Origin of the sequence: Pectobacterium sp. HCp5_1 (genome assembly GCF_032905925.1) — a bacterium.
Classification (GTDB): domain Bacteria; phylum Pseudomonadota; class Gammaproteobacteria; order Enterobacterales; family Enterobacteriaceae; genus Pectobacterium; species Pectobacterium brasiliense_A.
Genome location: NZ_JAUMIO010000017.1, coordinates 36,715 through 57,709 on the forward strand (window position 1 = coordinate 36,715; position 20,995 = coordinate 57,709).

Annotated in this window: 20 protein-coding genes and 1 pseudogene; 11 read left to right on the plus strand and 10 right to left on the minus strand. The window is 52.3% G+C overall.

The window, feature by feature from the left end:
- Nucleotides 1-72 precede the first annotated feature (72 nt).
- Both Q3A88_RS13040 and aegA read right to left on the minus strand, forming a co-directional pair.
- Nucleotides 73-594 carry a 4Fe-4S dicluster domain-containing protein gene (locus tag Q3A88_RS13040; protein ID WP_014917140.1) on the minus strand — a complete coding sequence of 174 codons (522 nt, stop codon included), beginning with the start codon at nucleotides 592-594 and terminating at the stop codon, nucleotides 73-75.
- Nucleotides 591-2,615 carry a formate-dependent uric acid utilization protein AegA gene (gene aegA / locus Q3A88_RS13045; RefSeq protein ID WP_233990914.1) on the minus strand — a complete coding sequence of 675 codons (2,025 nt, stop codon included), beginning with the start codon at nucleotides 2,613-2,615 and terminating at the stop codon, nucleotides 591-593. The genes Q3A88_RS13040 and aegA overlap by 4 nt, the downstream gene beginning before the upstream one ends.
- A 441-nt stretch (nucleotides 2,616-3,056) precedes the next feature.
- Between aegA and Q3A88_RS13050 the strand changes: the two genes are divergently transcribed.
- From Q3A88_RS13050 to Q3A88_RS13060, 3 genes are read left to right on the plus strand one after another with little or no spacing between them, the layout of a single operon-like run.
- Entirely contained in the window at nucleotides 3,057-3,728 is a 672-nt protein-coding gene (locus tag Q3A88_RS13050; protein ID WP_014917138.1) for a CsgG/HfaB family protein, read from the plus strand.
- Nucleotides 3,729-3,746: 18 nt separating this feature from the next.
- Nucleotides 3,747-4,106: a DUF4810 domain-containing protein gene (locus tag Q3A88_RS13055; RefSeq protein ID WP_010281265.1), complete on the plus strand. Its 360-nt coding sequence runs from the start codon at nucleotides 3,747-3,749 to the stop codon at nucleotides 4,104-4,106.
- Nucleotides 4,103-4,762 (plus strand): DUF799 domain-containing protein, encoded by a 660-nt coding sequence (locus tag Q3A88_RS13060; protein ID WP_014917137.1) that lies wholly within the window; start codon nucleotides 4,103-4,105, stop codon nucleotides 4,760-4,762. The genes Q3A88_RS13055 and Q3A88_RS13060 overlap by 4 nt, the downstream gene beginning before the upstream one ends.
- Before the next feature lie 122 nt (nucleotides 4,763-4,884).
- Here Q3A88_RS13060 and Q3A88_RS13065 read toward each other — a convergent pair whose 3' ends face one another.
- On the minus strand, nucleotides 4,885-6,387 hold the full coding sequence (locus Q3A88_RS13065; protein ID WP_317178055.1) for an MFS transporter: 1,503 nt from the start codon (nucleotides 6,385-6,387) through the stop codon (nucleotides 4,885-4,887).
- Nucleotides 6,388-6,490: 103 nt separating this feature from the next.
- Between Q3A88_RS13065 and Q3A88_RS13070 the strand changes: the two genes are divergently transcribed.
- Nucleotides 6,491-7,042, plus strand: coding sequence for a TetR/AcrR family transcriptional regulator (locus Q3A88_RS13070; RefSeq protein WP_039551752.1), 552 nt, complete (start codon nucleotides 6,491-6,493; stop codon nucleotides 7,040-7,042).
- Nucleotides 7,043-7,072: 30 nt separating this feature from the next.
- Here Q3A88_RS13070 and Q3A88_RS13075 read toward each other — a convergent pair whose 3' ends face one another.
- The gene (locus tag Q3A88_RS13075; protein ID WP_205537734.1) at nucleotides 7,073-7,483 is read right to left on the minus strand and encodes a winged helix-turn-helix transcriptional regulator; all 411 of its coding nucleotides are present in this window, start codon (nucleotides 7,481-7,483) and stop codon (nucleotides 7,073-7,075) included.
- Nucleotides 7,484-7,596: 113 nt separating this feature from the next.
- On the opposite strand from Q3A88_RS13075, the gene Q3A88_RS13080 reads away from it, so the two are divergent.
- The 3 genes and pseudogenes from Q3A88_RS13080 (at nucleotide 7,597) to Q3A88_RS13090 (ending at nucleotide 9,306) form a co-directional block, all read left to right on the plus strand.
- Nucleotides 7,597-8,448 carry an SDR family oxidoreductase gene (locus Q3A88_RS13080; protein ID WP_317178056.1) on the plus strand — a complete coding sequence of 284 codons (852 nt, stop codon included), beginning with the start codon at nucleotides 7,597-7,599 and terminating at the stop codon, nucleotides 8,446-8,448.
- A gap of 179 nt (nucleotides 8,449-8,627) precedes the next feature.
- Nucleotides 8,628-8,843 (plus strand): annotated as a pseudogene (locus Q3A88_RS13085) (alpha/beta hydrolase); the annotation flags it as partial.
- Between the two features lie 196 nt (nucleotides 8,844-9,039).
- Entirely contained in the window at nucleotides 9,040-9,306 is a 267-nt protein-coding gene (locus Q3A88_RS13090; protein ID WP_014917131.1) for a helix-turn-helix domain-containing protein, read from the plus strand.
- Nucleotides 9,307-9,474: 168 nt separating this feature from the next.
- On the opposite strand, the gene Q3A88_RS13095 is transcribed toward Q3A88_RS13090, so the two are convergent.
- From Q3A88_RS13095 to rpmH, 6 genes are all read right to left on the minus strand, one after another.
- A complete protein-coding gene (locus Q3A88_RS13095) occupies nucleotides 9,475-9,678 on the minus strand; it encodes an EexN family lipoprotein (protein ID WP_051910617.1) in 204 nt (67 codons plus the stop codon).
- Between the two features lie 650 nt (nucleotides 9,679-10,328).
- Nucleotides 10,329-11,693 carry a tRNA uridine-5-carboxymethylaminomethyl(34) synthesis GTPase MnmE gene (gene mnmE / locus Q3A88_RS13100; protein ID WP_277518829.1) on the minus strand — a complete coding sequence of 455 codons (1,365 nt, stop codon included), beginning with the start codon at nucleotides 11,691-11,693 and terminating at the stop codon, nucleotides 10,329-10,331.
- A gap of 129 nt (nucleotides 11,694-11,822) precedes the next feature.
- Nucleotides 11,823-13,457, minus strand: coding sequence for a membrane protein insertase YidC (gene yidC / locus Q3A88_RS13105; RefSeq protein ID WP_317178057.1), 1,635 nt, complete (start codon nucleotides 13,455-13,457; stop codon nucleotides 11,823-11,825).
- 2 nt (nucleotides 13,458-13,459) lie between these two features.
- Nucleotides 13,460-13,717: a membrane protein insertion efficiency factor YidD gene (yidD, locus tag Q3A88_RS13110; protein ID WP_010281237.1), complete on the minus strand. Its 258-nt coding sequence runs from the start codon at nucleotides 13,715-13,717 to the stop codon at nucleotides 13,460-13,462.
- Complete coding sequence (gene rnpA, locus Q3A88_RS13115; RefSeq protein ID WP_010281235.1) at nucleotides 13,681-14,040, minus strand: ribonuclease P protein component; 360 nt, start codon at nucleotides 14,038-14,040, stop codon at nucleotides 13,681-13,683. Before rnpA ends, yidD begins: the two co-directional genes overlap by 37 nt.
- Before the next feature lie 18 nt (nucleotides 14,041-14,058).
- Nucleotides 14,059-14,199 carry a 50S ribosomal protein L34 gene (gene rpmH, locus Q3A88_RS13120; protein ID WP_005976668.1) on the minus strand — a complete coding sequence of 47 codons (141 nt, stop codon included), beginning with the start codon at nucleotides 14,197-14,199 and terminating at the stop codon, nucleotides 14,059-14,061.
- Nucleotides 14,200-14,874: 675 nt separating this feature from the next.
- Here rpmH and dnaA point away from each other — a divergent pair.
- Genes dnaA through gyrB form a run of 4 tightly spaced genes read left to right on the plus strand, consistent with a single transcriptional unit; the run spans nucleotide 14,875 to nucleotide 20,948 of the window.
- The gene (gene dnaA, locus Q3A88_RS13125) at nucleotides 14,875-16,272 is read left to right on the plus strand and encodes a chromosomal replication initiator protein DnaA (RefSeq protein WP_010281224.1); all 1,398 of its coding nucleotides are present in this window, start codon (nucleotides 14,875-14,877) and stop codon (nucleotides 16,270-16,272) included.
- A gap of 4 nt (nucleotides 16,273-16,276) precedes the next feature.
- The gene (dnaN, locus tag Q3A88_RS13130; RefSeq protein ID WP_110164051.1) at nucleotides 16,277-17,377 is read left to right on the plus strand and encodes a DNA polymerase III subunit beta; all 1,101 of its coding nucleotides are present in this window, start codon (nucleotides 16,277-16,279) and stop codon (nucleotides 17,375-17,377) included.
- Between the two features lie 49 nt (nucleotides 17,378-17,426).
- Nucleotides 17,427-18,512: a DNA replication/repair protein RecF gene (gene recF, locus Q3A88_RS13135; protein WP_014917126.1), complete on the plus strand. Its 1,086-nt coding sequence runs from the start codon at nucleotides 17,427-17,429 to the stop codon at nucleotides 18,510-18,512.
- An 18-nt stretch (nucleotides 18,513-18,530) separates the two neighbouring features.
- Nucleotides 18,531-20,948, plus strand: a complete 2,418-nt coding sequence (gyrB, locus tag Q3A88_RS13140) for a DNA topoisomerase (ATP-hydrolyzing) subunit B (RefSeq protein WP_317178058.1) — start codon at nucleotides 18,531-18,533, stop codon at nucleotides 20,946-20,948.
- Nucleotides 20,949-20,995 lie beyond the last annotated feature (47 nt).

A 20,995-nucleotide genomic window follows, 5' to 3' on the forward strand; every position in this document is an offset into this window, starting at 1 on the left:
TTAGGCACACCGAATTTTCTGCATCGTATGTTTTGTGGCGATTCTTCCCTGTTCGCCACCTGCCAGTCTGTTTTAATGGCTCGGCCATCCTAGTGCGGAACGCCGCTGTTTTTCCAGCGTCTGCTTGCGCAACTCATCCGCTGTCACTAATCGCAGCGCCGATGTCGGACACACGCTGACGCAGGAAGGGCTCTGGGCGACATCCACGCATAAATCACATTTGTGAACCTCGCTTTGCGTGAGGTGCGCTTCCCCCTCGCCATTCGACGCTTTTGTCACCACATTGATGGCCCCGAAAGGACAGGCGACGACGCAGCTTTTGCAGCCGATGCAGCGGGACTGAATAACCTGGATGCTATCCCGATCGCGCACCAGCGCGTCATTCGGGCATACGCTGGCACAGGGGGCATTCTCACACTGACGGCAAAGAACGGGAACGCTGACGCTGGCGCTTTTAACGACCTTCAGGCGGGGAAAGAAGTGAGAAGGCCGCAGCTGTGCGCTTTGACCCCCGCTATGGGCTACCGCGCAGGCGATCTCACAGGTCCGGCAGCCGATACATTTTTCTGCTTCGGCGATAACAAATTGATTCATGAGCGGATCTCCTCGCAGGTTGCGTTCATTTCAGGGCGCTGCGGGTGTGCGGGAATGGCTCCCGTGATGGCGGTCAGCCCCATCGTCGCAATCATGCCCAATGCGGCTTTGCGCCCGTCGGCAATCGCGGTAACGACCAGATCGGCACCGCGTACGGCATCGCCACCGGCAAAAATACGTGGGTGGTTGGTCTGGCAAGGTATCTGACTATCAAGCGGGGCGGTGATGTATCCCCAGTTATCCAGACCGATGTCGGCGTCTTCCAGCCACGGCATGCTGTGTGACTGAAAGCCAAATGCCGTTATCACGGCTTCCGCGGGCTGCACGAATTCTGAACCGGGAATCGGGCGCGGGCGACGACGGCCGCTGGCGTCAGGTTCGCCCAGTTCGGTGCGAATCAGACTAATGCCGCACACGTCGCCCTGTTCATTGAGGCAGATTTTTTGCGGCTGGACGTTAAACAGGAACTCTACGCCTTCTTCGCGGGAGTTTTTCACCTCTTTTTTCGAGCCGGGCATGTTGGCTTCATCGCGGCGATACGCGCAGGTTACGGATACCGCACCTTGCCGAACGGATGTACGCAGGCAGTCCATCGCGGTATCCCCACCGCCGAGTACCACGACGCGTTTGCCCGCCATCGAGATATAAGGTTCATCCTCTAATTCCGGTAGCCCCATGACGTGTTTGGTATTGGCGATCAGAAACGGTAGCGCATCGAAGACGCCGGGAGCCTCTTCATTATCAATGTTGGCCTTCATGGAGCGGTAGGTGCCTACACCGAGGAACACGGTGTCATAGTCGTCCAGCAGCTGAGCCAGAGAAATGTCTTTCCCCACTTCGGTATTCAGCCGGAACTCGATTCCCATAGCGCTGAACATTTCACGACGATGGATAAGGACGTCTTTATCCAGCTTGAATGACGGAATCCCGAACGTGAGTAGCCCCCCAATTTCCGGGTGACGATCGAACACCACGGCCTGCACACCGTTGCGGGCTAGCACATCGGCACAGGCTAGCCCTGCTGGGCCAGCACCGACGATCGCCGCGCGTTTGCCGCTGGGAACAACATGCGTCATATCGGGTGACCAGCCCATTTCTATCGCAGTGTCGGTAATGTAGCGTTCAACGTTACCGATGGTAATCGCCCCGTACTCCTTGCCCAGCGTACAGGCTCCTTCGCATAGCCGATCCTGCGGGCACACTCGGCCACAGATTTCCGGCAGGCTGCTGGTTTGGTGCGACAGCTCTACGGCTTCAAGAATGCGCCCCTGTTTGGCCAGACTCAGCAGTTCGGGAATATTGTTATGCAGCGGGCAGGTCCATTCACAGATCGCGCGTTTACCGCAAGAAAGGCAGCGATCGGCCTGATCTTCCGTCTGCTGCACGGAGAAGCCATGATAGATTTCATCAAACGTGGAGGTTCTCTGGGTCAGCGGCTTTTTCTCGGCATCCCGGCGCGGCCAGTTTTTTCTTTTGCTGAGCGGATGGGTTGTCAGCGTTTTCAGCACGGGCGTTTCACGCTGCCAGTGAGCGGAGGAACGCAGCGCCATCGCCTGCTGTTTCTCCTGACGACGAGCTGCTAACGTTTGCTCGCTGACGAGCTGTAAGGCCTGAGTTGGACAGGCTTCTACGCACGCTTGCCCTTCTGGACGATCGGCGCAGAGATCGCATTTGTGGGCGATGGCGCTGTTGTCTACAGGGCTTGTTACCATGGACATCGCGCCGAACGGGCAAGCCAGTACACAGCTTTTGCAGCCGATGCACTTTTCCTGAACGAGCTGAATGCTATTGTCTTTTCTGATCAAGGCCTGTGTTGGGCACACGCTGGCGCAGGGGGCATCTTCACAATGGCGGCAGGTCACGGCAGCCCGCAGCGTTGGCGTATTGAATGCTTTTATTCTGGGCTGAAACACCGCTGCGCTATCTGGATAGCGCTCGTCATTGTGTGAAATGACACAGGCGATTTCGCATGCATGGCACCCCATACAGTCTTGAGTACTGGCAATAACAAATCGGTTCATTACCTTTTCCCACTCTGGATCCCTCGATCGTGGCCTTTATCCTAATAGTTGGATAACCCCCTGACTTTGATATAGAGCAGGTAAAAAGTCGGTTAATGTTAAATCTCACACGTGTTACTAATAAAATTATTGAATCGTTTCAGTAAGTTGTAATGTTATGCGAAAGTAATAGTCTGGTTGCATATAACCTTGTTTTTTGTCTGGTTTACAGTGGTTTATCTCGGGTAAAAATTCTGGTTTTCATTATTTTTGTTAATTTCCTCATGAAATAACTCGTTACTTTTCCTTACGCCCCTCATAATGTTGGGCGCTATTTGCATGCAGCAAAACAGTGTTGCATCAAACAATGTTGCAGCTAAATAACGCGTTTACGGCATTTTCATTATGAATCAATAACAGAGCGTTGCTCCGGTTAATGGATTGTCACTAAGGGATAGTGTTATGAATAAAAAAGTCGTTCTTTGTTCTGTATTCATGTCAGCTGCGCTATTGAGCGGATGTGCCACAGAGTCTTCCCGTACCGTAGAAGCACAAAAAGTGACTTCTTACAGTACGCCTTATCAGGGCGTTCGCAGCCCGATTTCCGTCGGAAAATTTGAAAACCGCTCTAACTATATGAACGGTATTTTTTCTGATGGTGTTGACCGCTTAGGTAATCAATCCAAGACCATTCTTGTTAGCCATCTTCAGCAGAGTGGCCGCTTTAACGTGTTGGATCGCACCAATATGGAAGAGCTGAAAGCAGAAGCGGGTATTAAAGGGCAAACGCAGACGCTGAAAGGCGCTACCTATGTTGTTACTGGCGATGTGACCGAGTTTGGTCGCAAAGAAGTGGGTGACCATCAGCTGTGGGGCATCCTGGGTCGCGGTAAAACACAGGTTGCTTACGCAAAAACCACGTTGAACATCGTGAACGTGCAAACGTCTGAAGTGGTGTATTCCGTACAGGGTGCGGGTGAGTACACCTTGTCCAACCGTGAAATTATCGGTTTTGGCGGCACGGCCAGCTATGACTCGACGCTGAACGGTAAAGTGCTGGATTTGGCGATTCGTGAAGCCGTCAATAATCTGGTTGCAGGAATTGAAAGCGGTGCCTGGCGCCCAGCGAACTAAGGGAATAGGAATATAACCATGTTATCTCATAAGAAAATTGTCCTGCTACTGGCAGCGACAGTATTAGCAGGCTGTGCGTCCCAGCCAAAAACGATTTACAGCTGGGATAAATACCAGCCTGCACTTTATGATTATTATCAACAGGATAAAGTCGGTCCAGAGCAGCAGATTCTTGCTTTGAATGAATCGATCGAAAAAGCGAAAGCCGCCAATAAACCCGTCCCGCCGGGACTCTATGCTCAACTTGGGTTGCTGTACGCCAACACTGGCCGTGATAGCGAAGCTCGCCAACAGTTTGAAACTGAAAAAGCGAAATTCCCTGAATCAGCACCTTTTATGGACTTCCTGTTGAGTAAAAATAAAGGGAGCATTAAATGAATCGTTTCTTAGGATTATGTGGTCTGGTTTTTGCGCTGGTACTGACCGGCTGTGCTAAACCCGTGCCTTATGACTACACGGCATTTAAGCAGAGCAAGCCTAAGTCCATTCTGGTATTGCCGCCGGTTAACCATTCCCCAGATGTGAAAGCGAGCTATAGCCTGCTTTCTCAGGTCACCTATCCGCTGGCGGAGTCGGGTTATTACGTCTTGCCTGTCGCTGTAGTGGACGAAACGTTCAAACAGAATGGTCTGTCGACCGCGGCGGATATTCATGCGCTGAGCACGGCGAAGCTGCATCAAATCTTTGGTGCTGATGCTGCGCTGTATTTGGACGTAAAAGAGTACGGCACGTCATACATCGTGATTAATAGCGAAACCCGCGTTTCTGCGGATGCGCGTCTGGTGGATCTGCGTACCGGAAAACTGTTGTGGAGCGGAAGCGCAACGGCGTCCAGCAACGAACAGCAGTCAAATTCTAACGGCGGCATCATCGGTATTCTGGTGCAGGCTGCGGTGAATCAAATCGCGGACACGATCTCCGACAAAGGCCACGATGTTGCTGGCGTGACCAGCACGCGCCTGCTGGCAGCGGGTCATTCACGCGGTATGCTGTACGGACCTCGTTCACTGCAATACGGTAAAGAAACTTACTAAGTTTCTTGGTAGTACATCGTTACCTTGCTGTACGTTCTTATAGTGTAAGACGTCGCTACATCATCAACGCCGTTCGTGATTGAACGGCGTTTTTTATTGTCTGAACCGATGAGTTGGCGGTGCTATACATCAGCGGCCTGATGACGATGCTGTTTACTATTGCGGGTTGTCCAGACGAAGGCCGCGGTCAGCAGCAGGATCAGCGTGGCTGCGGCCAGCACAATGGAAAAACCTGAATCAAAGGCAGAATGGGCCTGTGTGGTAAGCATCTGCCGCATATTTTCCGGTAAGGGTTCGGCAAAAATTAACGCTTCATCCAGACTGTCATACGCGGTGTCCGGTGCAGCAAACCCAGCGGGCAGCATAAACGTTGCGGAATAAGCGAAAGATAGCAAACTGCCCATCAGCGTCACGCCCGTAGCGCCCCCTAATTCATAGGACACCTCTTCGATTGACGCCGCCATACCTGCTTTTGACGCTGGCGCAACCTGCATGATGGTGCTCGATGCGGCCGTCATGGTGGAGCCCACGCCTGCGCCAATAACGGTTAGGCTGATGATTTGTATAATTGTGGGCGCATTGTGCAGCAGCAGATAGCTTCCCATTCCCAGCCCCGAAATCAACAGGCCAGCGGCTAGCATTGTCCCGCTATTCACGCGCGGCAGTATCTTTCCGGTTAACGGGCCAGAGATAAAGGACGCCAATGACAGCGGTAAAATGAACAACCCCGCCTGTAACGGAGACAGTCCGACGACGAGCTGCAAGCGCTGGGTGAAAGCCAGCTCCATGCCGATCAAGGCGGCTGCGGCTACGATAGCGGCGGCCACGGCCGCGCTGAAAGGTGGCAGGCGGAAGAGAGAGAAATCGACCAGAGGATGCTTGCTGTTACGCTGACGCCGAACGAACAGGGTAATGAAAGCCACGCCGATGAGCAGAGCGATTAGCGCATCCTCATAAGATGGAACCCGCTTGCCCAGTTCTTTTATGGCATAGGTTACACCAATCAAACCCACCATAATCAATAGGGAACCAATAAAATCCCAGCGGTGGGAGGCGTTGCCCGGCCGGTGTGGAATCACGGTAATTCCCATGATGAGCGCAAGCAAAACGACCGGTACGTTAATGAGGAAAACCGATCCCCACCAGAAGTACTCAAGCAGTATCCCGCCCATCACGGGGCCAAACGCCGCGCCACCGGATGCCACCGCAGCCCAGATACCGATCGCCAGTGCACGTTCCCGTTCATCAGTAAATGTCAGACGAATAATCGACAGTGTGGCGGGCATCATCATTGCGGCACCGACCGCGAGTAGCGCGCGGGCAGCGATAAGCATACTGGGTGTGGGCGAATAGGCGGCAAACAGTGACGCCGCACCAAAGACCATCAGTCCGGAAATAAATAGAGGTTTATGACCCAGCTTATCGCCCAACGTGCCCATCCCCAGCAGTAAACCGGAGGCAACCAGCGCATAGATATTAACGATCCACAGCTTTTCCGATGCAGTTGCGTGCAGGTCGTGAGTCAGTGTCGGGAGTGCGGTGTACAGTACCGTCATGTCGATAACAATCAGGAACAGGGCGCTGGAAACAATGGCCAGGGTCAGCCACTTCTTTGGTGATTGCATAGCAGGATCTCTACCTTGAACTTCTCTTTTTCATCTGTTGGATAGCGTTCTGATGATATAGAATTGCTTTTTAAATACAAACGTATTTTAAATTGAGGAAGACATGGGGCGTCATAAGAGCATTAATCGTGCGTGCGTGTTGGATGCGGCGGAGCAGATCGTCCGCACGCAGGGAACGGCTGCGCTGACTATCGATGCGGTCGCTAAAGCTGCGGGCGTGACAAAAGGCGGTATTCAGTCGAGTTTCGGGACGAAAGACGAGCTGATTCACGCGATGTATCAGCGCTGGGAAGATGAGTTTGATGAGATGGCTGCCGTGTGCATCGGTACGGATGATAGTCGGGAAGCCAGAGTGCGTGCGCACGTTGATATCACTTATCGGACGGATGCCGCAGAAGGCGATCGAGCGGCGGGCATGATGGCCTCGTTGTTGAATACGCCTGAGCACCTTGCTAGATCGCAGGCGTGGTATGACAGCCAGTTGGCTGGGCTTGACCTGAATTCGCAGGAAGGGCGAGATGCTCGGCTGGCGTTTCTGGCATCCGAAGGGGCATTCCTGCTGCGCTATTTTGGCTTTATGGCGGTCGATGACGAGACCTGGAAAGCCATTTTCTCTGATATTTCCCGCCTGCTACCCGAGCGCACTGCTTCCTGAGTCAGAACCTCTTTTCAGAAGGCGCATTGATTATGGTTTGGTGGATGATTGGTCATCTGACTGCTGCGTCGCCATAATCTTGCCCAGATTCCCTTCGACCCATATTGCCAGCTCTTTTACCCGCACACCTACCTCTTTGCCTAATGGGGTGAGGCTATACTCAACATGTGGCGGGACAACCGGATAGGCCGTTCGCAGGACAAAACCATCACTTTCCAACCATTGCAGAGTCTGCGCCAGCATGCGCTCGCTCACGCCGCCAATCCGTCGACGCAGTTGACTGAAGCGATGCGTATCATCAAGTAATGCGATCAGAATCAGTACGCCCCAGCGGCTGGTTACGTGGTTAAGTATCTGGCGAGATGGGCATTTCTCCGCGAAGACATTGCCGGTTGGCAGAATGGGGGGCAATAAATCGATGGGTGTTTTGGGTTGACTCACTATACTTACCTTTATGTATGTACTTACTTAAAGTTAGCTTTGCCGATATTATGCCAGCCAGTGTCTGTTAATAAAAGACGGTTAATAAAGACAGTCAATAAAAGGAGATCAAGATGATTGCTATTACTGGTGCATCCGGCCAACTGGGCCGTTTGGTTATCGCACAACTGTTAGAGAAGGTTCCGGCGAGCGACATCGTGGCGCTGGTGCGTGATGTCAATAAAGTTGCCGATCTGTCTGCAAAAGGCGTGCAGGTGAAAGCCGCAGATTACAATCAGCCAGAAGCGCTGGCTTCCGCGCTGCAAGGTGTGGATAAGGTGCTGCTGATCTCTTCAAGCGAAGTGGGTCAGCGTGCGGCACAACACCGCAATGTCATTGATGCGGCGGTGAAAGCCGGTGTGAAGCTGGTGGCGTACACCAGCCTGTTGCACGCGGATAAGTCCCCTCTGGCACTGGCGGAAGAGCACCGTCAAACGGAGACGTTGCTGAAGGATTCTGGTTTACCGCATGTCCTGCTGCGCAACGGCTGGTATACCGAAAACTATGCGGCCAGCATCCCTGCGGCGCTGGAACACGGTGTGTTTATCGGTAGCGCGGGTGAAGGCAAAATTACGTCTGCAACCCGTGAAGACTTTGCTGCCGCTGCGGTCGCGGTGCTGACGCAGGAAGGGCAGGCTGGTAAGGTTTACGAACTGGCTGGCGACGAGCCTTACACGCTGGCAGAGCTGGCGGCGGAAGTCAGCAAACAGTCTGGCAAAAGTATCGGTTATCAAAATCTGTCCGAAGCGGAGTTTGCCGCCGCGCTGGTTTCAGCCGGCCTACCTGAAGGTTTCGCGCAGATTATTGCGGATTCGGACACTGGTGCATCCAAAGGTGGTCTGTTTGATGACGGTAAGCAACTGAGCCGCCTGATCGGTCGCCCAACGACGCCGTTGTCAGCCGTCGTGAAAGCGACGTTGAAATAACACTTAAAAAGTAACGCTTAAAAATCGGCTCAGAGATCATTCTGGGCCGCCATCGCTGTGAGTGGGCCTTTTGGTGCAGTGAAAGAGCAATCAAGCGGTTTATATGCGCAAACGCTTTTATCACGCTGGCGTACTTGCAATACCTCAGCGAACAGCGTTGGAAAGATGCGAAAAGTGGTACCTATGCGAGCGAAATTACTATCCCGACATTGGTCGTTACCGGTGAACAGGCTCATTCGCGCTATTTTGCTGAAGATGCCTACAAATTAGTCTGCAGCAAGCGTAAAGAACTGGTAGTGATACCGGGCGCCAATCATGTGGACCTGTACGACAATCAGGTAGGAAAAATACCGTTTGATAAGTTTGAGCAATTTTTCAAAACAAGCCTGCGGTAAATACCATCGAGGGTGAGAAAGCGTTAGCGCCAACAATCTCACCCCGCTATACACCGTGTTTCCCCTACGGTTCTGTTTGTTGTTTACACGCTTTAGCAGGTAAATACACAATTAACGGCTGTAGCGTGTAATTATTGTTTTACCGGCTAAAGCGTGTAATATTTATTCTACCGCCTATAACCGGTAGGATAAGATGATGAAGATCACCAACAGCAAGCAGCTTAGCAGCTATCTGAAAGATGTTCGTATCACGCAGAAGCTTTCACAAGGGAAAGTGGCCAGTAAAGTGGGTATTCGCCAGGATACGGTATCCAGTTTCGAGCAACATCCTGATTCTACTAAGCTGGAAACCTTCTTTAAAATCCTGTCGGCATTGAATTTAGAACTTACTGTTACGCCCAGGAATGTGGACACCACCAATAACGAAGCCTCTGTTGCATCATCCTGGAAGGAAGAATGGTAATGGCTGCGCTCGATGTTTATATGAACGGCTATCGGGTGGGTTTCACTTCTTGATACACAGTGAAATGTTCATATAAAACATTTCACTGTGTGTTTATGGGGGAGGCTTCCTTATCGTAAAGCGCCATAATCATTTCGGGCTATGTGTATTGTGGTCCCAGTGATCTGATTATTTGCCGAGGGCGATAATTTCAGCTTCTACTGCCATTGCCGTTCTACATTCAGTAGTAATTCTTAATTGCTGGTCTTTCTTACATTGCTCAATCAGAGCACGACGCTCCTTATCATGCTGTTTATACCAATCGATATCTTTTGTCTCTTCTGCCAAGACTGGGAGGCTGAGAGTTAGTAACAAAATGGGAATTAACTTCATATTAAATGCTCCTACAGTTGATGATTTTATCAATCTGACAGAGTTTAAAGGGCGTAACTTGATCCAAGCCAAGTTTTCAGAGACCACTAGTATGGAGTGCCGTGATTCTGAGCAAAACATATTTTCAGATAATAACTCGCTCATAGTGGTCCAAAAGGGCAGTTACAGCCCCGAGGTATCGTTTACATTGGGTCGTGGCGCAAATGAACAGAAAAGCGCGTTTTAACGCGTCATAGAGATCGCCATCGCATTCACTTTTCTAGAATGGGATAGATGCGCTTGGTGGCCTCAGGTTTGACACTTTTCACCGTCCGAACAGGACTATCACGAATGAGCCCTTACAGACATGTGTGGTTCCGTGTTGCATGGATTTTGTTGAAGTTGCTTCTGGGAGATTACCACATCAGTCGTAGGGAACGATTTCTCTCCCAATTTGGCTGGTGCTTCTCTATGGAAGTTTTCATGGTGTTTTTCCCCCGTGTGCCCCACGATTATTGGTGCAGGGAACAGAGGGAAAAACAAACAACCAAAAGAAGAAAAAAGATGCGAATAGAAAATGAAATGGTGTGGCATAATTTATGTAAAATTGATTATAAATCAGTTGGTTGACTAATAATCTTTTAGCATGAACTTAGCCGGATTAACCCACATTATTTCCCAATACAAAAGCTCGAGAAAATACGGCCTAGCAGGTCGTCGGAGGTGAACTCGCCGGTGATTTCACTCAGGGACTGCTGCGCCAGCCGCAGTTCTTCTGCCAGCAGTTCGCCCGCGTAGGCGCTCACCAGCTGCTCTTTCCCCTGAATCAGATGCTGTGCCGCCAGTTCCAGCGCTTGCAGATGGCGACGTCGAGCCAGAAAACCGCCTTCCGTGTTGCTGGTGAACCCCATGCTTTGCTTGAGGTGGTCGCGCAGCATATCGATGCCTTCACCTGTACGGGCGGACAGTCGGATAAGTGAGTGAGTATTCACCTCTTCGATGCCAAGCATTTCGCCCGTCACGTCGGCTTTGTTGCGTACCACGGTAATCGGCAACGTTTTTGGCAGGCGCGCCATAAATTCCGGCCAGATTTGCTCAGGCTCGGTCGCCTGCGTGGTGGTACCGTCTACCATGAACAGCACGCGATCGGCCTGTTCGATTTCCTGCCAGGCGCGCTCAATACCAATGCGTTCGACTTCATCGCTGGCATCGCGTAACCCGGCGGTGTCGATGATATGCAGCGGCATGCCGTCGATATGGATATGTTCACGTAATACGTCGCGTGTCGTTCCGGCGATATCCGTCACAATGGCGGCTTCGCGACCGGCTAACGCATTGAGTAAGCTGGACTTACCGGCATTAGGACGACCCGCGATCACGACCTTCATCCCTTCACGCAGCAGACTCCCCTGATGTGCTTCGGCTCGGACGGCATCCAGATCGGCCATCACACCATTTAACTGTGCTTCAATTTTGCCATCGGAGAGAAAGTCGATCTCTTCATCCGGGAAGTCGATGGCCGCTTCGACGTAGATTCGCAGGTGAGTGAGTGCTTCCACTAACTGATTTATACGGGTGGAAAATACGCCTTGCAGAGAGTTTAGCGCTGAGCGAGCAGCCTGTTCCGAACTGGCGTCAATCAAGTCGGCGATGGCTTCCGCCTGCGCGAGATCGAGTTTGTCGTTCAGGAAGGCACGTTCAGAGAATTCGCCAGGACGCGCAATCCGCACGTTAGACAGTGTCAGGATACGTTGCAGGAGCAAATCAAGAATAACCGGACCGCCGTGACCCTGAAGCTCTAATACGTCTTCGCCGGTAAAGGAGTTCGGGCCGGGAAACCAGAGGGCAATGCCCTGATCGAGCGTGGTGCCGTTGGCATCACGGAACGGCAGATAATCGGCGTGGCGCGGCTTGGGAAGCTTACCCAGAACGGCATGCGCCACGTCTGCGGCCGCCTGTCCTGAAATGCGTAAAATACCCACGCCTCCGCGTCCCGGTGGCGTGGCTTGGGCGACGATGGTGTCGGTATTACTCATGATGTTCTCTCTGCATTGATGCCTGTCTGGCAGGCTATTTTACGTATCGTTGGCTGATAAAACAGCCATTAAAAAAATAAGGCGGTCAATGACCGCCTTACGCTTTCTATCGGTTAGCTATCAACCGGATTATTTTTTCTCGCGGCTATGCAAGCCACGTTTTTCCAGACCGCGGTAGATCAACTGCTGCTGGAGAATGGTAACCAGGTTGCTGACGATGTAGTACATAACCAGACCTGACGGGAACCACAGGAAGAAGACCGTAAAGATGACCGGCATGTAGGTCATGATCTTCTGCTGCATTGGGTCGGTCACGGTGGTTGGTGACATCTTCTGGATGAAGAACATCGTCACGCCCATCAGGATCGGCAGAATGTAGTACGGGTCTTGTGCAGACAGGTCATGAATCCACAGCGCGAACGGCGCGTGGCGCAGTTCAACGGAGCCCATCAGCATGTAATACAGCGCCAGGAAGATTGGCATCTGAATCAGCAGCGGGAAGCAGCCGCCCAGCGGGTTCACTTTCTCTGACTTGTACAGCGCCATCATTTCCTGACTCATGCGCTGTTTGTCATCACCAATACGTTCACGCATCGCCTGCAGTTTAGGCTGCAGCAAGCGCATTTTCGCCATAGAGGTGTATTGCGCTTTCGTCAGCGGGTACATGATACCGCGCACGATAAAGGTAATGGCAATGATGGAGAAGCCCCAGTTGCCGATAAAGCTGTGCAGGAATTTCAGCAGCTTAAACAGCGGCTGAGAAATAAACCACAGCCAGCCGTAATCGACAGTCAGATCCAGATGCGGTGCGACAGCAGCCATCTTGTCCTGAATTTCCGGGCCGACCCACAGCGTGGTTTTCAGATCCTGTTGGCTACCTGCGGCAACTACAACCGGAGCGGATTTGAAGCCAATAGCGGCCTGACCGTTCCCCAGCTTACTGGTATAGAAGGTGTTAGCGCCTGCCGTCGTTGGGATCCACGCGGTTGCGAAGTACTGTTGCAGCATCGCTACCCAGCCACCGTTGGTGGTGATGTTCAGGTTTTCGTCCATGTCGCTGAAGCTGTACTTTTTGTACTTGTCTTCACTGGAAGAGAACGCCGCGCCACGATAAGTGTGCAGTGCAAAGTTGCTGCTGCCGGTATCGCGGTGCTTAGGTAATTCGATAGATTGCTTTAACTGACCGAACAACGTGAGTTCCAGAGGCTGAGCGCTGGTGTTGTTGACGCTATAGTCAACGTTCAGTGCATAGTCGCCACGTTTCAGAACGAACGTTTTGGTGTAGGTTACGCCGTCAGCCGCAGTGTATGTCATCGGGATGCGCAGTTCGCTCTGACCATCCGCCAGCTCGAAGCTATCTTGCGTGGAGGTAAACAGTGGACGCGGGCCGTTAGCCGGGTTGTCCGGGCCGTTTTTGCCAGTCAAACCGCTCTGAGCCTGATAGACAAACTCTGATGTGGTTTCCAGCAGGTGGAAAGGTTTATCTGAACCCAATGTGTCCGGGTAAGCCAGCAGATGCGCTTGCTCGATGTCACCGCCACGCGTGTTGATTGTCAGCGATAGCACATCGGTTTTCACCGTGATCAGTTTGCCTTGACCGCTGGCGGGTACGCCCTGGTTGGTAGCATCACCGGTCACTGCGTTCGTCGCCTGCTGTATGGCCTGCGTGGTTGCTGGCGGATTTTTATCCGTCTCCCAAGCCTGCCAAAGCATAAAGGTTACGAATAGCAGAGCGATGAGAAGAAGATTGCGTTGCGAATCCATCGTTAATGTTCTCTGTTATTGTCGGTTTTTGGCGGTACGGGATCATCACCACCAGGGTTCAAAGGATGGCATTTTAATACGCGTTTAAGCGTCAACCAACAGCCTTTTATCATGCCGAACCTGCGTATTGCTTCAATACCGTATTGCGAGCACGTTGGCCGGAACCGACAATGCGGTCCGAGCAACGGGCTGATAACGAGTTGATAACCGCGTATCAACCCGATCAGGAGTCGGGAGCCAAACGACAATGCCGACGCCATAGTTTTTCCAATGCTTCCGTCAAAGTACGGTTATCCAGTTCAGACACCCCTTTTTTCACGAGTACCACAAAGTCCATTGAAGGCAATGAATGTTGGTGCAGGCGAAAGCTTTCACGCGTCAGGCGTTTAATCCGATTGCGTTCATGAGCACGTTTTACATGCTTTTTGGCGACGGTAAGACCGATGCGGGGATGCCCCAGCGAGTTCAGGCGGCCGAGAATGGTGATGTGCGGCGTGCCAGCCCGTTGCGGTTGCTGGAAGACGAAAGTGAAATGACTGGGAGTTAACAAACGTAACTCCCTGGGAAATGCTAGCTTAACCACTCGGTGGGTTAGCTTTTATTACTTAGAAACAGACAGACGAGTACGGCCTTTCGCACGACGGCGGGCCAGAACTTGACGACCATTTTTGGTGGCCATACGAGCACGGAAACCATGGCTACGGTTACGCTTCAATACGGACGGTTGGAAAGTGCGTTTCATGGCGATTTCTACCTAAACTTGGAAAATTATAACTTCACAGTAAACGCGTTTGGCTGTTCGGCGTGAAAAAATGACCGACGCCTCAATCGCATATCACAGCTATATAACGGAAAGAGGCAGGATTGTAATAATTGTACAGTCCTGAGTCAATTAACATCACACTTAACACGCCAGCCATTCCGATTATTTTTGGAATTTCTGCCTGCCAGAGCACAGAAAAGGCGTAGACGCGCGGGCAGGGAATTATACGGACTCTGCTGCAAAGCGCAAGGATCCTCCAACGATCTGTCCGACAAGATCATGATCGATGTCACCGTAACGATCGTGCCTCCGCGGGTATGCTTGGGGGCGCTTCATCGCAGGCGGATAAAATGTGTGCTAGCCGTCCCTCTGCCGTGTTGCGGGGTGTTGCGATAAGAATAGCCTGTGGATAAAAAGGATCGAAACTGTGCAGAAGGGGAAGATCTCTTCGGAAGATTAGGTTATGATCCGCGGTTCCGTTAGCGATCCTTTTGACGGGATCGTCGGAGTAAACCGCCGCGCTACGTGGTGTGTCTGCTGTCTGTATTGTGAATGAAACAATCGTGGATGACGCAGGCGCCAAAAAATCATGAGTCACATAAATAACGTCTTATTCTTTTCTTTTTGATCGTTCTTGTTCGAGTGGAGTCCGCCGTGTCACTTTCGCTTTGGCAGCAGTGTCTTGCCCGTTTGCAGGATGAGTTACCTGCCACAGAATTCAGTATGTGGATACGCCCGTTGCAGGCGGAGCTGAGTGATAACACTCTGGCGCTCTACGCCCCCAATCGCTTTGTGCTGGATTGGGTTCGTGATAAATACTTAAATAATATCAATGTCCTGCTGAATGATTTCTGCGGGATGGATGCCCCTTTACTGCGTTTCGAAGTGGGGAGCAAACCGTTGGTGCAGGCAGTAAGCCAGCCTGCGCAGTCGCACCACAATCCTGTCAGCGTTGCGCGGCAACAGCCGGTACGTTCGGCTCCGGTACGACCAAGTTGGGATAACTCGCCGGTACAGGCAGAGCATACCTACCGTTCGAATGTGAACCCCAAGCATACGTTTGATAACTTCGTTGAGGGTAAATCGAACCAGTTAGCCCGTGCAGCGGCACGTCAGGTGGCTGATAACCCCGGCGGCGCGTATAACCCGCTGTTTCTGTATGGCGGCACCGGCTTAGGTAAAACGCACTTATTGCACGCGGTGGGGAATGGCATCATTGCCCGCAAACCCAATGCGAAAGTGGTTTATATGCACTCCGAGCGTTTCGTGCAGGATATGGTTAAAGCGTTGCAGAACAATGCGATTGAAGAGTTCAAACGCTACTACCGTTCTGTTGATGCGTTGCTGATCGATGATATCCAATTCTTTGCTAATAAAGAGCGCTCGCAGGAAGAGTTCTTTCATACCTTTAATGCGTTGCTGGAAGGCAACCAGCAAATCATCCTGACGTCTGACCGCTACCCGAAAGAGATTAACGGTGTGGAAGATCGCCTGAAATCCCGCTTTGGTTGGGGGTTAACGGTTGCGATTGAACCGCCAGAGCTGGAAACCCGCGTGGCGATTCTGATGAAGAAAGCGGATGAAAACGACATCCGTCTGCCTGGTGAAGTGGCGTTCTTTATTGCCAAACGCCTGCGTTCTAACGTGCGTGAGCTGGAAGGCGCACTGAACCGCGTTATCGCGAATGCCAATTTTACCGGCCGCTCGATCACCATTGATTTTGTGCGTGAGGCGCTGCGCGATCTGCTGGCGTTGCAGGAAAAACTGGTTACTATCGACAATATTCAAAAGACCGTGGCGGAATACTATAAAATCAAGGTAGCCGACCTGCTGTCTAAACGTCGTTCCCGCTCGGTGGCGCGTCCGCGCCAGATGGCGATGGCGTTGGCGAAAGAACTGACGAATCACAGCCTGCCGGAAATCGGCGATGCCTTTGGCGGGCGTGACCATACGACGGTGTTGCATGCCTGCCGCAAGATTGAGCAGTTGCGTGAAGAAAGCCACGACATCAAAGAAGATTTTTCCAATTTAATCAGAACTCTATCGTCATAACACTATGAAATTTATTGTTGAACGCGAACGTCTGTTAAAGCCATTACAACAGGTCAGCAGCCCGCTGGGTGGCCGACCGACTTTACCGATTCTGGGCAACCTGCTGATTCAGGTGACGGAAGGCGCTTTGTCGCTGACCGGTACCGATCTGGAAATGGAAATGGTGGCGAAGGTTGCGCTGACGCAGCCGCATGAGCCGGGTGCTACGACCGTCCCTGCTCGCAAACTGTTTGATATTTGCCGGGGTCTGCCAGAAGGCGCGGAAATCACGATTATGCTGGATGGCGATCGTATGCTGGTGCGTTCTGGCCGCAGCCGTTTCTCGCTGTCCACGCTGCCCGCAGCGGATTTCCCTAATCTGGACGACTGGCAGAGCGAGGTTGAATTCTCGCTGCCGCAGGCGACGATGAAGCGTTTGATCGAAGCGACGCAGTTTTCGATGGCGCATCAGGATGTCCGTTACTACCTCAACGGTATGTTGTTTGAAACCGAAGGCGAAGAGCTGCGCACGGTCGCGACCGATGGTCACCGTTTAGCGGTTTGCTCTATGCCGGTTGGGCAATCTTTACCGTCACATTCGGTGATTGTGCCGCGTAAAGGCGTGATGGAGTTGGTGCGTCTGCTGGATGGCGGTGATACGCTGCTGCAACTGCAAATCGGCAGCAACAATATTCGCGCGCATGTCGGCGACTTCATTTTCACGTCAAAGCTGGTCGATGGTCGTTTCCCGGATTATCGCCGCGTATTGCCGAAGAACCCGGATAAAACGCTGGAAGCCAGTTGCGATCTGCTCAAGCAGGCCTTCTCCCGTGCGGCGATTCTATCGAATGAAAAATTCCGCGGTGTGCGTCTGCATCTGATTCAGAATCAGCTCAAAATTACTGCTAACAACCCAGAGCAGGAAGAAGCGGAAGAGATTCTGGATGTGCAGTACGACGGCACCGAGATGGAAATTGGCTTTAACGTTAGCTACGTGCTGGATGTGCTGAACGCGCTGAAGTGCGAAGGGGTGCGTTTACTGCTGACCGACTCCGTTTCCAGCGTGCAGATCGAAGATAGCGCCAGCCGGGCGGCGGCCTATGTCGTCATGCCAATGCGGTTGTAGAATTATCGGGCAAGTTTACTTGCCCTTTCATCATTAAGATAACTGCAACATGGCTCTTACTCGTCTTCTCATCAAAGATTTCCGTAACATCGAGGCGGCCGATCTGGCGCTGGTTCCCGGCTTTAATTTTTTAGTGGGTGCCAACGGCAGCGGTAAAACCAGCGTGCTGGAAGCGATTTATACGCTAGGGCACGGGCGGGCGTTTCGTAGCATTCAGGCGGGGCGCGTGATTCGTCACGATCAGCCAGAATTTGTACTGCATGGTCGTATTGATGGTACGGAAACGGAGCGATCCGTTGGGTTAAGCAAAAACCGTCAGGGCGACAGCAAGGTACGGATTGACGGCAGCGACGGCCATAAAGTCGCGGAACTGGCGCAACTGCTACCGATACAGCTGATTACCCCGGAAGGATTTACCCTGCTCAACGGCGGCCCGAAATTTCGTCGCGCCTTTCTCGATTGGGGCTGTTTCCATAATGAACCCGGCTTTTTCGCAGCGTGGAGCAACATGAAGCGTTTGTTGCGCCAGCGTAATGCGGCGCTGCGTCAGGTGAGCCACTATGGGCAGCTTAGAGCCTGGGATCAGGAACTGGTGCCGCTGGCGGAACGTATCAGCGAATGGCGTGCGCAATACGCTGAGGCGATTGCCAATGATATCGCCACGACCTGTACGCAATTTTTGCCTGAATTTTCTCTCAGTTTCTCTTTCCAGCGCGGCTGGGATAAAGAAAGTGAGTATGCAGAACTGCTGGAACGGCAGTTCGAACGCGACCGTATGTTAGGTTATACGGCGCTGGGGCCGCATAAAGCCGACTTCCGCATCCGCGCCAGCGGTGTGGCGGTTGAGGACATGCTGTCCCGTGGTCAGCTCAAGCTGCTGATGTGTGCGCTGAGGCTGGCTCAGGGTGAATTTCTCACCCGTCAGAACGGACTGCGCTGTCTGTATCTGATCGATGATTTTGCTTCCGAACTGGATAGTACCCGCCGCCGTTTGCTAGCTGAACGGTTAAAAGCCACCCATGCACAGGTTTTTGTTAGTGCCGTCAGCGCTGAACAGATAGAGGACATGGTTGGTGAAAAGGGCAAGATGTTCCGCGTAGAACAGGGTAAAATAACGGTTCAATCACAGGACTAAAATGAGCGAGAAACGTTGATGTCGAATTCTTATGACTCCTCAAGTATCAAGGTATTGAAAGGGCTGGATGCGGTACGTAAACGCCCAGGTATGTATATCGGCGATACGGACGACGGTACCGGCCTGCATCACATGGTATTCGAGGTTGTGGACAACGCTATCGACGAGGCACTCGCTGGCTATTGTAAAGACATTATCATCACCATCCATGCTGATAACTCGGTATCGGTGCAGGATGATGGCCGTGGTATTCCGACCGGCATTCACGAAGAAGAAGGTATCTCCGCAGCTGAAGTCATCATGACCGTGCTGCACGCGGGCGGTAAGTTCGATGATAACTCGTATAAAGTTTCTGGCGGCCTGCACGGCGTAGGGGTTTCCGTGGTTAACGCCCTGTCGGAAAAACTGACGCTGGTTATCCACCGCGACGGGAAACTTCACGAGCAAACCTATAAACACGGTGTGGCACAGGCACCGCTGGCTGTTACGGGTGAAACCAACAGAACCGGTACGACGGTGCGCTTCTGGCCGAGCCATGAGACGTTCACCAACGTGGTGGAATTCGAGTATGAGATTCTGGCCAAGCGTCTGCGCGAGCTGTCGTTCCTGAACTCTGGTGTCTCCATCCGCTTGATTGACGAGCGTGAGAAAGATAAAGCCGATCATTACCATTATGACGGCGGCATCAAGGCGTTTGTTGATTACCTGAACCGTAACAAGACGCCAATTCACCCGAACGTGTTTTATTTCTCGACGGTGAAAGATGACATCGGCGTGGAAGTGGCATTGCAGTGGAACGATGGTTTCCAGGAAAACATTTACTGCTTTACCAACAACATTCCACAGCGCGACGGTGGTACGCACCTGGCCGGTTTCCGTGCTGCGATGACCCGTACGCTGAATACCTACATGGATAAAGAAGGCTACAGCAAGAAAGCTAAAGTCAGCGCCACCGGTGACGATGCGCGTGAAGGGCTGATTGCCGTCGTTTCCGTGAAAGTGCCGGATCCGAAATTCTCCTCGCAGACCAAAGACAAACTGGTTTCTTCCGAAGTGAAAACGGCGGTTGAATCGCTGATGAATGAGAAGCTGGTGGATTACCTGATGGAAAACCCATCAGACGCCAAAATAGTGGTCGGTAAAATTATTGATGCCGCCCGTGCCCGTGAAGCGGCGCGTAAAGCGCGTGATATGACGCGTCGTAAAGGTGCGCTCGATCTGGCTGGCCTGCCGGGCAAACTGGCGGACTGTCAGGAACGTGACCCCGCGCTGTCTGAACTGTACCTGGTGGAAGGGGACTCAGCGGGCGGCTCTGCCAAGCAGGGGCGTAACCGTAAGAACCAGGCGATTCTGCCGCTGAAGGGTAAAATCCTGAACGTTGAGAAAGCCCGTTTTGACAAGATGCTTTCCTCACAGGAAGTCGCGACGCTGATCACCGCGCTGGGCTGCGGCATTGGCCGTGACGAATATAACCCAGATAAACTGCGCTATCACAGCATTATCATCATGACCGATGCTGACGTCGATGGTTCGCACATCCGTACTCTGTTGTTGACCTTCTTCTATCGTCAACTGCCTGAAATCGTTGAGCGTGGCCACGTATATATTGCTCAGCCGCCGCTGTACAAGGTGAAAAAAGGCAAGCAGGAACAGTACATCAAAGATGATGAAGCGATGGACCAGTACCAGATCGCACTGGCGCTAGACGGCGCAACGCTGCACACCAATGCACAGGCTCCTGCGCTGGCGGGTGAACCGCTGGAGAAACTGGTTTCTGAACATTACGCCGTACAGAAGATGATTGGCCGCATGGAGCGTCGCTTCCCGCGTGCGTTCTTGAACCGCCTGATCTATCAACCAACGTTGGCTGAAGCCGATTTAGGCGAGCGTGAAAAAGTACAGGCGTGGGCGGAATCGCTGGTTAGCAGCCTGAACGAAAACGAGATTCACGGCAGTACATACAGCTTTGTCATTCACCATGATGAAGAACGCGGCGTATTTGAACCCGCGCTGCGCGTGCGTACGCACGGTGTGGATACCGATTATCCGCTGGGCGCAGGCTTCGTGGCGGGTAGCGAATACCGCAAATTGAATCAGCTGGGTGAAAAACTGCGTGGCCTGATTGAAGAAGATGCGTACATCGAACGTGGTGAGCGTCGTCAGCCAGTTGCCAGCTTTGAACAGGCGCTGGAGTGGTTGGTGAAAGAATCCCGTCGTGGTCTGACCATACAGCGTTATAAAGGTCTGGGCGAAATGAACCCGGATCAGCTGTGGGAAACCACGATGGATCCGACCAGCCGCCGTATGCTACGTGTGACGGTTAAAGATGCGATTGCTGCCGATGAGCTGTTCACAACGCTGATGGGCGATGCGGTTGAACCGCGCCGTGCGTTTATCGAAGAGAACGCCTTGAAAGCAATGAATATCGATATCTGATTTAGATAGATTCTGACCGCTCGATCGGTTTATCAGCAACCTGAGCC